At 38.0% G+C, this 13,414-nt stretch carries 7 protein-coding genes; 3 read left to right on the forward strand and 4 right to left on the reverse strand.

What is annotated here, in order from left to right:
• The 4 genes from pdhA to porU all read right to left on the reverse strand — a co-directional run bounded on the left by pdhA (nucleotide 1) and on the right by porU (nucleotide 6,853).
• Nucleotides 1-1,002, reverse strand: a complete 1,002-nt coding sequence (gene pdhA, locus P7V56_RS04930; protein ID WP_171223397.1) for a pyruvate dehydrogenase (acetyl-transferring) E1 component subunit alpha — start codon at nucleotides 1,000-1,002, stop codon at nucleotides 1-3.
• A gap of 141 nt (nucleotides 1,003-1,143) precedes the next feature.
• The gene (gene cdd / locus P7V56_RS04935) at nucleotides 1,144-1,626 is read right to left on the reverse strand and encodes a cytidine deaminase (protein ID WP_171223396.1); all 483 of its coding nucleotides are present in this window, start codon (nucleotides 1,624-1,626) and stop codon (nucleotides 1,144-1,146) included.
• 90 nt (nucleotides 1,627-1,716) lie between these two features.
• Entirely contained in the window at nucleotides 1,717-2,910 is a 1,194-nt protein-coding gene (gene porV / locus P7V56_RS04940; RefSeq protein ID WP_171223395.1) for a type IX secretion system outer membrane channel protein PorV, read from the reverse strand.
• 37 nt (nucleotides 2,911-2,947) lie between these two features.
• The gene (gene porU, locus P7V56_RS04945; protein WP_171223394.1) at nucleotides 2,948-6,853 is read right to left on the reverse strand and encodes a type IX secretion system sortase PorU; all 3,906 of its coding nucleotides are present in this window, start codon (nucleotides 6,851-6,853) and stop codon (nucleotides 2,948-2,950) included.
• A gap of 204 nt (nucleotides 6,854-7,057) precedes the next feature.
• Here porU and gldJ point away from each other — a divergent pair, with 204 nt between their 5' ends.
• From gldJ to P7V56_RS04960, 3 genes are all read left to right on the forward strand, one after another.
• Nucleotides 7,058-8,785, forward strand: a complete 1,728-nt coding sequence (gene gldJ, locus P7V56_RS04950) for a gliding motility lipoprotein GldJ (protein ID WP_171223393.1) — start codon at nucleotides 7,058-7,060, stop codon at nucleotides 8,783-8,785.
• A 68-nt stretch (nucleotides 8,786-8,853) separates the two neighbouring features.
• A complete protein-coding gene (locus P7V56_RS04955) occupies nucleotides 8,854-10,137 on the forward strand; it encodes a UDP-N-acetylmuramoyl-tripeptide--D-alanyl-D-alanine ligase (protein ID WP_171223392.1) in 1,284 nt (427 codons plus the stop codon).
• Nucleotides 10,138-10,442: 305 nt separating this feature from the next.
• Nucleotides 10,443-13,382, forward strand: a complete 2,940-nt coding sequence (locus P7V56_RS04960) for a T9SS type A sorting domain-containing protein (protein ID WP_171223391.1) — start codon at nucleotides 10,443-10,445, stop codon at nucleotides 13,380-13,382.
• The last annotated feature ends 32 nt before the right edge of the window (nucleotides 13,383-13,414 follow it).

A 13,414-nucleotide genomic window follows, 5' to 3' on the forward strand; every position in this document is an offset into this window, starting at 1 on the left:
TTATAGTCTGTGAGGGATGAAAGGATAATTTTCTTGTTCGTAAACCACGTCATACAATTGTTGTGCTTCCGGAAAAGGAGATTCTTCGGCGAATGTTGCACATTCTTCTACTAAATCTTTCACTCTTTCGTCTATCACTTCAATTTCAGCATCTGTAGCGTACTTTTTCTCTTTAATGACATCCAATACTTGGGTAATTGGGTCAATTTTTTTGTATTCTTCCACTTCTTCTTTTGAGCGGTATAGTTGCGCATCCGACATAGAGTGACCTCTGTAACGGTAAGTTTTCATTTCCAAGAAGGTTGGTCCGTCTCCGCGACGTGCTCTTTCCATGGCTTCGTGCATGGCTTCGGCTACTTTTACAGGATTCATTCCATCCACCGGTCCGCATGGCATTTCGTAACCTAAACCAAGTTTCCAAATGTCGGTGTGGTTTGCGGTTCTTTCTACAGAAGTTCCCATCGCATAACCATTGTTTTCACAAATGAATACTACCGGTAATTTCCATAACATGGCCATGTTAAAAGCTTCGTGTAACGAACCTTGACGTGCAGCACCATCCCCAAAATAGGTTAGGGTAACCCCACCGGTTTCGAAATATTTATCGGCGAAAGCCATACCGGCACCCACAGGAATTTGAGCTCCTACGATACCATGACCACCATAAAATCCATGTTCTTTGGAGAAGATGTGCATCGATCCACCCATTCCTTTGGATGTTCCTGTTACTTTTCCTAAAAGTTCAGCCATTACTTTTCTTGGGTCAACACCCATTCCGATAGGTTGAACGTGATTACGATAGGCTGTAATCATTTTGTCTTTTCCGCCCAAGTTCATCACGTGCAAAGCACCTGCTAAAACGGCTTCCTGACCATTATATAAGTGAAGAAATCCTCTAACTTTTTGTTGAATATAAAGTGCGGCAAGTTTGTCTTCAAACTTTCTCCAAAACAGCATGTCTTCATACCATTTTAAATAAACTTCTCTGGTTACTTCTTTCATTTTTTACTTTTTGCTAAAGCGTTATTAAGTTCTAAAATATTATTCAACGCAAAATAGTTCACTCACACACAAATTTGCGAAACGCAAAAGTAAAACATTCCACTTAAGAAGTGAAATTTAAAAGCAGTAATTTTTACCTTTTTATAAGAAGTTTTTATCGAAGCTTAAAGGCAATAAATTTTTGATGGAATCCGATTTGTAAACCTCACCGCTTTCTCCCATAAAATAGATTTCTATTGGAGTGTTCTGTTTGAATTCGTATTCAGAAATGGACTGTCTACAAGCACCACAAGGAGGAATTGGTGACTTGGTTTCGTTGGTATCAGAAGCTGCTGTAACCGCTAATTTTACAATCTTGGCCTCAGGATAAATAGCACCGCTCTGAAAAATCGCCACCCTTTCGGCACAAAGTCCGGATGGATAAGCTGCGTTTTCCTGATTGGAACCTAAAACAATCTTACCATTGTCTAACAGCAATGCGGCACCAACTCTGAATTTCGAGTAAGGAGCGTAGGCTTTTTTTCTGATGTCGACCGCTTGATGCATTAAGGATTGTACTTCCAGCGGAAGTTCTTCGACCGATTCGTAGACGGCGAACGAGGTGTTGATGTTGATTTGCTTCATTCAGAGGAATAATTTTATTTCATTTTTGCGGAAAAAAAATCCAAACTTCAGAGGAGAAATTTGGATGTTTTATTTATGATTAACTATCTGCTAATATTCTTCGTATTTATCACCAAAGTTAAACGTTAGGGAAAAACGCAACGTGTTTTCCAATGGGTTTTTTACTTTGGATGCGGAGAATAAATAGGACACATCTACTTTGACTACATTGTATTTAAATCCGGCACCCAGAGAGAAAAATTTTCTGGCTCCTTTTTCCGGGCTTTCATTGAAATAACCCAATCGCATGGCAAAGGAATCTTGGTATAAATATTCGGCTCCAACAGAATAAGTGAATTCTTTTAACTCTTCGCTGAATCCGCCCGGAGCATCATTGAACGATTTGAAAATACCAGAAACCCAGTTGACTTTGTTGTAGGCAGCATTGTTTGCATCTCTCAAGGCTAATTCTTCCGGAGTGGTAACCAATCCGTCACCATCTAAATCGGCACTTTGTGGGGTTGGCACCAAAAGTTTGGCTAATTCAATATTAACCGATACTTTATTGTATTCGTCAAAAATGAAGTCATAACCACCACCTAATCTCATGTTAGCAGGGAGGAAGTTAGCACTGCTTTCATCATCTTGACCGGCGTCGTAATTGATTTTCGGGCCTAAGTTTTGAAAGTTGAATCCCAATCTCAAACGCCCATTAAAGTCGGCTAAAGCGGTTTCTTCTCCTTGGTAAAAACCGGCAATATCAAAAGCAAAAGAACTGGCCGGCTTGGCATCGCCTCCTGATTCTGTTGGGAATCTTAGTTGGGAACGTATGTATCGTCCGGCTACGGCCATGGCAAATCTTTCGCTTAATTTTAAAGAGTAAGATCCGTCAAGCGCTAGTTCGTTTGGTTTTACAATTTGCGCCGGGTCATCTGCTTCTCTTCTGAATTCAATTTCTCCCAAACCAAAATAACGTAAGCTGGCGGCAAAAGCACTTCTCTCGTTGATTCTGTTATAATAAGTGGCTTGACCTAATGAGATGTCATTTACTAAATCGGTTAAATAAGGAGTATAACTTGCAGTGAAACCTTGTTTATCTAAAGAAAAAGCATATTTCGCCGGATTCCATTGTTGGGAAAAAGCGTCAGCAGAAGTAGCGACACCTTGGTCTGCCATACCGGCGGCACGGGCATCAGCGGCTACTAATAAAAAGGGAACTCCTGTTGTAATAACACGACTATCTTGCTGGGCTTTTATAGTGGGTATGGTGGTAAATAATATAAAAAGGATTGCAATTTTTTTCATCTTCATTTTAATAAAAGTTAACAAATATAGTATTTTCCTAAAGGATTACAAGTTTTTCTATTTTTTCTGCTTTTTTATTCGATAAAGTGGATTTTACGGTCAGTTTATAAACGTAAACGCCTTTACCGATACGATCGCCGAAGTCATCTTTCCCGTCCCAAGTGATGTCTCGGCAAAGGAAACCATCAGTAGTTACGGTTTGGTTTTTAGACCAAACAATTTTACCGGTAATGGTCATTACTTGTACTTGTACTTCTAAAGGTTCGAAAGGTCTGTTGTGTGAAAACCAAAATTCAGTGTAGTTGACAAAAGGATTAGGGTAATTCAAAACATTGTTTATGGCTACGTTTTCATCACCAATTACAATAAACTGAATTTCGGCTGTGATAGGATTGTTGTAAACGTCCCAAGCTTTGAAAGTAATAGTATGTAAACCGGGGGCTAAATTTCGATAAGGAAAATAAACTCTTCCTTTGGTGTAATCGTCTAATTCGGTTTCATAATAGTCATTCATGATGTACGGATTGCTTTCATCTCCATCCAGAATTCCTACTATGTCGTGACCAATACCGCTGGCTGTATTAATACCATTTGCATCTTCTAAGATGGCCAATAGAAAAGGAGAGGCGTTGGTGATTCCGCCATTGACAAAAGTTTCATCATTCATATACAATTTAACAGTTGGTCCGATATTATCAACTTCGGCATTGGGGTTGATTCCGCCAATTTTGATGTCGGTATTGTATCCTGTTTTGTCTAATAGTATTTGATTGCGTTTGCTGTAAAAACTAATTCTTCCGTAGTCAAGAGGAATTCGGATGTCTCTTGGTACCACGAAGCCAAACTCAAACTGACCGTTGTTGATAGAAGCATTCCCTCTGAAGATGGTTTCGCCTAAAGCGGTAAACGGCATGGTGGTGGCTAATGGTCCGTTTAAAGAAACCATAGCATCAGAGCCATCATTTCTGAGTGTATTTACGGTAATGGTTTTGTCAAAAATATTAACCGATAATTCTCCGTTATAAGTTGATAAGAGGTTATTGTTTTGGTCTAAAACTTCACCGGACAATTTCATGTAAGACAACGACTTGAAATCGTCTATCGGTCCGGTTATAGGCATATCATTGACCTTTGTTAGCACGATTTTTGGTTTTGGAATGGCCAGCATCAGCGCCGGATCACCTAAATAAAACACAATATTTGTAGCCGAATTAGGGCCCGTGTTTTTGGCCAAACGCAAGGCTTCTGCTATGGAAGTGTATTGGTTGCTGCCATAGGCAAATAAGTATTGAGCCAAAACATCATTAAAGTACTGCGCGGTTGATTGTCCTATAGATCTTACTGTAGTAATCATAGAAATAGCGCCACCTCTCGGATTCCAAAAAGTGTACTCACCGGCTGTTGGTCGATACGGATTGTCAAATCTTGAAAATTCACAAGTAATGGTAATGAACAAAGGATATTTATAGCGATTGGCTAAATTTTGTCCGTCTGATTTTTCCCAAATGCGTTCTTCAGAAAGGCCGTCTTCGCCACCATGTCCCAGATAATTGAAGACCAACGCTCCTTTTTCAAAGGAGGCAAAAATATCTTCTCTGGCTTTAGGATAGCGTTTACCGCCTGCGGAAGTTTCTTGGACATAAGAATCCAAAAGGATTTTTTTGGTATTGATAAATGGTTTTTCGAGTGCAATACGATCCGCCAGTCTGTTTTGATAGAATTGTAATTGACGGTCGCTGGGTTGATCGGCGTTAGGGTCATCACCAATAGCTACATAAATATTTCTCCAACTTCCGTAGGATTTAATGTCATGGTATTCGATTACTTTATTGACCATTTCTTCTGCTTGTTGTACAGAGCTTACAATCATTCTTCCGACGGCTATGTCGATACCGCCAAAATCGTAACCAACAGTCATGGTTCCGTTTAAAGGAAGAAACCCAAAATCTAATCGGCCTTCATCGGGTGACATCATGCCAAAAAAGTCATCGGAGGTAAACGAAGCCTCTGATTCGGTAAAACCATTTAACCCTTGATAAGTAGGAACAATATTGGTGTTGTTTGGAATGCGGTCTTTAAAATCAAAAGAGCCATCGCCGAAAAGATTCAGGTATTTTACTCTGCTGTCATTAGAGGAACCATTGTCATATACATATTTCACAAAATTTCTGATAGCACTTATGTCTTGTTTGCCTGAAGAGAATTCGTGGTATATGTTTTCTAAATTGACCACTTTCACATTTAAACCAGAATAGTTTCTGTGGAAATTGGCCAACTTTTCTGCTTGTGCGTTAAGATCTTTTGGGGTTACGATTAAATAATCGATGTCTTGGAATTGGCCTTGAGCATTATTAAATATGGTCCCTTTTAGGTTTTGATTGTCGACTTTTGATTTGGATTCTTTTGAAGGGCTAAAAAAATCGTTGCTGTCAATTGCAATATACTTTCTGATTTCACCGAGGTTTGATTTGAAAGAAAAGGAGTTTTGGGTAGTGTTTTCAACTTTGGTGACATTATAAATATCCGTAATATCCCAAACCTGACTAATACCGGAAGCATTTGAGAGTTGGAATTCACCAATTCCTGATAACGAGTTGGCTTGGTCATATTGAAATCGGAATTGTTTTCCGTAGCCCTGTAAGTTTCTTTTGGCTTTGATGTTGATGAAGTCTAAATAACCTCTTGAGCCGGGTACGCCTCCATTGTCGTAAGTGATTTTTACAGTTACATTTTCAGAGGATACATTGACATCGTTGGTTGAAATACCAACTAAAATTTTGGTGCTTCCAGTAGGGCTGAGTGCAGACATATTAATGTTGCCTACCAGTTGAGAGTTGGCTTCAACTTTAAAAGAGGTTGGTGTAAAAGCGGCAGAACCGGCATGCACGGATATTCTTATAGGTGTAGCGGTTACTAAATTTGGAAAGGTAAAATCGAATTCTTGTTCGTTATCAGTATTGAAATCTTCGCCGAACCAAATTCGGCCCAATCGGGCAAAATTGGTTTTTTCGGTTTCATGAAACTGGTAATCATCAAAAGTTGTAATAATGGTATCAGCGCTTCCTGAAGGCTGGACTAAATCAACGATTCTTTTGCCGTTATCGCTACCGGTAGCGGTTACGTAATAATAAGCTTTTTCAGCATAGATGTTTAAATTGGTTTTATAGTCATCGTTCCAATTGTCAAAGCCTTCTGCGTAAAAAAGGATATAATCCTGACTGTCAAAGACACCGTCGGTTTCACCAATAAATTGGATAGCGTTTTCTTCTAAATCAATCGGGTAGGCTGTTGCGTTTAATAAAGGGAGCATTTTACCACCACTGCCGTAAATTTTTATTTTTCTTGGGTCTACAGTAGTATCCAAACCTAAACTGCGTAGGAAATTTTTGGTGATTTTATAGACGCCTGATTTTTCTACATAAAAGCGATACCAATTTCCTGAACTTAATACAGAATTTTGAATGGCATTTACATTGTTGGCTGTATTGTTATTACGGTTGTTTTGATTTTGTTGAATGTTGTAACTGAAAGAAACTAATTTTTTAAAGTCGTTCCCGTCCTTGATTATAGGAGAAACCACTAGTTGCCCATAAAATTTGTCTCGCGCAATATTGGTTTTGAATTTATAATTAAAAGCAGTAGGAATGTTTTTCGGGTCTAAATCTCCGAGTTGGTTTTCGGATATAGTTTCATAAACCAAGTTTCGGATTTGAATACTGTTTTCGTCGAAAACCCCTATAAGATTTAGTGTTAGTAGAAAACTAACAGTTTTTGTATAGCTGTCAAATTGGTAATTTTCGGGATTGAATTGAGGGATATTGAAGGAAGAATCACCATGAGAGAACCCTTTTTTTTCAGTCCAATTCAAAGTGATGTTCCCTTGCACTTGTGAAAAACCTATGATGGTAACAAATAGCAATAAAACAGTAGAGATCTTTTTCATAGTAAACAATAAACGCAAATTTCAACAAAATAGTATTAAAAAGTAAAAAAAATTTTTTTTTGGGACAAAATACAATAAAACTATTATTTTTGCGTTCTATATAAAATCCAAAAGAGAGTTTGGATTTAGTATTAATTTTAAAAAGATGTTGCAATGTAAAGGTTAATTCTTATATTGCGGCACTAAAATTTACCTACTAAAAGTATGAAAGTAAACAAAATTATTGCTGTAAAATTATTACTGTCATTAGTGATAATGATTGGTTTTACTAGTTGTAGTAAAAAATCCGATTCAAAAGGCGGTTCAAAAGCTACCGGATGGAAAATCAACGATAAAAAAGGAGGTTTTCAGTATGCTTCTAAATTCAAAAAGCAAGCTACAGGTCCCGGTTTAGTTTTGGTCGAAGGAGGAACATTTACCATGGGTAAAGTTCAGGATGATGTGATGCACGATTGGAACAATACTCCAAATCAGCAACACGTTATGTCTTTCTACATGGATGAGACTGAGGTAACCAATATGATGTATATGGAATACCTAGATTGGTTGAAAAGAGTATTCCCGCCGGATCAAGAAAATTACAAAAACATTTACGAAGGTGCATCTCCGGATACTTTGGTTTGGAGAAACCGTTTAGGTTATAATGAAACAATGACCAATAACTATTTAAGACATCCGGCTTATGCTGAATATCCTGTAGTTGGCGTAAATTGGATTCAAGCTACAGAGTTTGCCATTTGGAGAACAGATCGCGTAAATGAGAAAATATTAGAAGAACAACGTTTCTTGAAAAAAGATGCTAAAGTAACTGACGTTGCTGCTGACAAAGTGTTTAGTACAGAGGCTTATTTAGCTTCACCTTCGACAGCTATGGGTGGTGATAGTAATATTGTATTACAAAAAGGCCAAAAAGCCGGTAAAGCTCCCAAAGGAGGAGCGGCTCCTGCAGCCGGTGCTACTAACACAGCCGGTAACAGTCCTAAGAATGTATATGCGCAAAGAACTTCAGGTATAATTTTGCCAGAGTACAGACTTCCAACAGAAGCAGAGTGGGAATATGCTGCTGCTGCTGACGTAGGTCAAAGAGAATATAACGCTTACAAAGGGCAAAAGAAATATCCTTGGTCTGGTACTTACACTCGTTCCGGAAAAAGACAAGTAAGAGGAGATCAATTGGCTAACTTTAAACAAGGAAAAGGAGATTACGGTGGAATCGCAGGTTGGTCTGATGATGGTGCTGATATCACTAATAAAGTTAAGTCTTATCCGCCGAACGATTTCGGATTGTATGATATGGCAGGAAATGTTGCGGAATGGGTTGCCGATGTTTACAGACCAATTGTAGATGATGAGGCTAATGACTTCAACTATTACAGAGGTAACGTTTACATGAAAAATAAAATTGGTGAAGACGGTAAAGTAGAATTAGTTACTCAAGAAACTCAAAAATTTGACACGTTATCTAACGGTAAAATTGTTTCAAGAAATTTCCCAGGACAAATCGCTCAAGTACCGGTTGATGAAAATGAAACTTATTTAAGACAAAACTTCGACAAATCTGATAACAGAAACTACCGTGATGGAGATAAACAATCTACCAGATATTTTAAATTCGGTAACTCAGAAGAAGGTGATGAAAAAGGTAAGTTAAGAGATGACCAAAGAATGTATGATTCGCCTAAACACAATGTTTCTACAGACAGTTTAGGAAACATGGTTAAAAAATATGACAAGTCAAACAAAAGAACCACTTTAGTTAATGACGATGTAAGAGTTTACAAAGGAGGTTCTTGGAGAGACAGAGCTTATTGGTTAGATCCGGCTCAAAGAAGATATTTCCCTCAAGATATAGCTACTGACTACATCGGATTCAGATGTGCAATGTCTAGAGTTGGTCCTAAAGCTGACAAAAAGAAAAGACCAAGAAACTAATTTTAGTTTATGAATACTACCAAAAAAGCCCTAATTTTAAGGGCTTTTTTATTTTAATACTATTCCAAATGACCATTCAGAATATTCACGCCTTATTTTTAAAATGTTCTCGGGTTTCTATCGATACCAGAAAGATTGAGTCTAATGCTTTATTTGTAGCCATCAAAGGCGATCGATTTGATGCGAATACTTTTGCGGAAGAAGCTTTAGCAAAAGGTGCTTCCTATGTTATCATTGATAATAAAGAGTATTACATTGACGAAAGAACAATTTTGGTTCAAGACAGTTTAAAAACACTGCAAGAATTGGCTTCCTACCATAGGAATTTTTTAAAAACTCCAATAGTTGCATTGACCGGAAGTAATGGTAAAACAACTACCAAAGAACTTATTAATGTGGTTTTGTCTAAAAAGTTTAAAACGGTAGCTACTGTCGGTAATTTGAATAATCATATAGGCGTTCCGTTGACACTTTTGACATTTACTAAAGATACTGAAATTGGCATAGTTGAAATGGGTGCCAATCATCAGAAAGAAATTGAATTTCTATGTGAGATTGCCCAACCGGATTATGGCTTTATCACCAATTTCGGAAAGGCTCATTTAGAAGGATTTGGCGGAGTGGAAGGTGTTATTAAAGGCAAAAGTGAAATGTATGCTTATTTGAAAGCCAATGATAAATTGGTTTTTGTCAATGTAGACGATGAAATTCAAAACAGTAAAACGGTTGATTTTAAGCGCTATAGTTTTAGCGGGCAAGACAAAACAGCCGATGTTTTTATTGAAAGGGTTGTGGCAAATCCTCTTGTCAAAATTGACGCCCTAGGTGTAACTATTCATTCTCACTTGATTGGATTGTACAATGCTAATAACATTAGCGCCGCCATCACTATCGGGCATTATTTTGGCATATTACCTTCAGAAATTAAAGAAGCTGTTGAAAGTTATATTCCGGAAAATAACCGGTCACAGTTGTTGGTAAAAGGAAGCAATGAAATTATACTCGATGCCTACAATGCCAATCCAAGCAGCATGAAAGTGGCTTTGGAGAATTTCATTCAATTAGATAAACCTAACAAAGCTATTGTAATTGGTGATATGTATGAATTAGGCGAAGAAAGTTTGTCTGAGCATAAATCTATAGTTGATTTTTTAGCTAATGAATGTTCTTTTGAATGTCATTTGGTTGGTAAAGATTTTTTTGCCAATACTATAAAAAAGGATTGGCTTCACTTTTATGCCACTTTTGAAGACTTCGCTGATTTTTTATCCGACCATAGTTTTACTCAAAAGATTATTTTGATAAAAGGGTCGAGAGGTATGGCATTAGAACGAACTTTAGAATATATTTAAAAACTTACAACTCCTTAATAAACTGAGGAGTTTTTTATTTGGATATTATTTTAGTAATCAGCAAGATATAGGTGCATAATTACTGTGGAGTACTTTTGAATTTCACTAAATTAGAAAGAGAAATTCATCTCAAGTTCGGGAATTGTTTTTACTTTTATATGTTATTACAAATGTGGTACATTTTAAACCTTATTTATATGGTTTAAAAGCTGAAAAAAAGTATCAGGAAAATAGGCTTTTTAAGCAATTTTCTGAAGTATAATCTAACTTTAATGTAAACTTATTTAATTCTAATTTATAAAATAATGATTAACACTACTTCTTGCAAGAAACTATTAGTTCTTCTCTTTTTTATGTTTTCCTATACCGGGAATGCTCAGGTGGCCGGAACTCATTTTACAATTACATTGGCGAATGTTACTTCATCTTCTAATACATTAGAATTTGATATTATGCTTACGATTGATGGTACCGGAGATGCTGCTTCAGGGGTTAAGTTATCCGCCATGTCAGCTGGGATTAATTACAATACGGCTATTGTTAACGGTGGGACTCTTACTTGTGCCTACATAGGTGGTAAAAGCGCTGCAATCGCAGGCTTGGTAAATACAACGACACCTAGTACAGTTACAGCTGGGCATATAAGAATTACGGCTTCACCATTAACTATAGATACTGCATTTGATGTTGTAAACGGGACGTATACTTTTGGTAGATATAGATTGACAAATACAGCAAGTTGGACAAGCAATTCTGATGCTCAATTATGGTTGCAACCTAATAATATTGGTAGGACCAATACCGCTGTGAATGCTTTTCCTTATGGAGCGACTTTGGGAGCGGCATCCTATTCTTACAGTACAACTGCCCCTGCTGGTTCTCCGGGAGTTAGTTTAGGCTATTCTCAAGCCACACCATTGTCGGCATTATTAAATGTATCAACTCAGGATTGTGCAACTTTGGGTACACCTGTAGTGACAGACGTAGATTGTTTTGGAGGAACTGATGGTGCTGCTACCATTACAATGTCAGCTTTAACGCCAAGTGTTTCTGCGATTAGTTATACTATAGATGGAGGTGCCTCGCAAAATGCCACATTAGTGTCAGGAGCTTTCACCATTAATGGTTTAAGTGTTGGTACTTATTCTGTAGTTGTTTCAAATGCAGGTTGTCCTGATGTTACTGTGCCTGTAACGGTTTCGGGTCCAACAACTCCAATAACGAATGTCACTAACGAATCAGCTTGTGATAGCTACGTTTGGTCAGTAACCGGATTGACTTATACTATGAGTGGAACTTACACGGGTACATCAACCAATTTAAATGGATGTACAGTCAATGAAACTTTGAATTTGACTATTACACCAAGTACTTCAAATACTACTACGGCTTCGGCTTGTGATACTTACACTTGGTCGGTAAACGGAGCGACTTATACGGCTTCGGGCACTTATACTTCGGTAGTAGATTGTCATACAGAAACTTTGAATTTGACTATCACGCCAAGTACTTCAAATACCACTACGGCTTCGGCTTGTGACACTTATACATGGTCGGTAAACGGAGCAACCTACACGGCTTCGGGCACTTATACTTCGGTAGTAGATTGTCATACAGAAACTTTGAATTTAACTATCACGCCAAGCACTTCAAATACCACTACAGCTTCGGCTTGTGACACTTATACATGGTCGGTAAACGGAGCGACTTATACGGCTTCGGGCACTTATACTTCGGTAGTAGATTGTCATACAGAAACTTTGAATTTAACTATCACGCCAAGCACTTCAAACACCACTACGGCTTCGGCTTGTGATACTTACACTTGGTCGGTAAACGGAGCGACTTATACGGCTTCGGGCACTTATACTTCGGTAGTAGATTGTCATACAGAAACTTTGAATTTAACTATCACGCCAAGTACTTCAAATACCACTACGGCTTCGGCTTGTGACACTTACACTTGGTCGGTAAACGGAGCGACTTATACGGCTTCGGGTACATACACTTCGGTAGTAGATTGTCATACAGAAACTTTGAATTTAACTATCACGCCAAGCACTTCAAATACCACTACGGCTTCGGCTTGTGATACTTACACTTGGTCGGTAAACGGCGCGACTTATACGGCTTCGGGTACATACACTTCGGTAGTAGATTGTCATACAGAAACTTTGAATTTGACTATCACGCCAAGTACTTCAAATACCACTACGGTTTCGGCTTGTGACACTTATACATGGTCGGTAAACGGAGCGACTTACACGGCTTCGGGCACTTATACTTCGGTAGTAGATTGTCATACAGAAACTTTGAATTTGACTATTACACCAAGCACTTCAAATACCACTACGGCTTCTGCTTGTGATACTTACACTTGGTCGGTAAACGGAGCGACTTATACGGCTTCGGGCACTTATACTTCGGTAGTAGATTGTCATACAGAAACTTTGAATTTGACTATTACACCAAGCACTTCAAATACCACTACGGCTTCTGCTTGTGATACTTATACATGGTCGGTAAACGGAGCGACTTATACGGCTTCGGGTACTTATACTTCGGTAGTAGATTGTCATACAGAAACTTTGAATTTGACTATCACGCCAAGCACTTCAAATACCACTACGGCTTCGGCTTGTGACACTTATACATGGTCGGTAAACGGAGCGACTTATACGGCTTCGGGCACTTATACTTCGGTAGTAGATTGTCATACAGAAACTTTGAATTTAACTATCAACTCATCGCCGACACCAACAGGTTCCTCAACTCAAACGGTATCGGTTAATGATTTAAACGATGCTACTTTAGAGGATTTAGTGGTGAGTCCAACAACTGTGATTTGGTATGCTTCTTTGGCTGATGCTCAAAATCAAGTGAATCCTTTAGCTATTACAACAGTATTAGTAGATGGTGCAACTTATTATGCAGTTAACGTTTCTTTGGGTTGTGCCAGTGCGCCTTTTGCAGTGACGGTTACAGTGGCATTGGAGGTTGATGGTTTTGATGATGCGAACTTCAGAGTTTATCCTAATCCAACGTCTGGAATTGTTACCATAAAATATACTGAGAATATTAACGCTATAGTACTTATGAATTTACTTGGGCAAGTTATTTTAGAGGAAAGACCTAACGTAACTGAAAGTTCAATGGATTTATCATCGTTGCCATCAGCAACTTATTTGATAAAAGTAATTTCAAATGGAAAAGTTAAAGTTGTGAAATTGATTAAAAAAGACTAGTAGTTATTTCAATTTGGGTTTTGAAATAAATG

It is taken from the genome of Flavobacterium sp. IMCC34852, assembly GCF_030643905.1.
GTDB lineage: Bacteria > Bacteroidota > Bacteroidia > Flavobacteriales > Flavobacteriaceae > Flavobacterium > Flavobacterium rivulicola.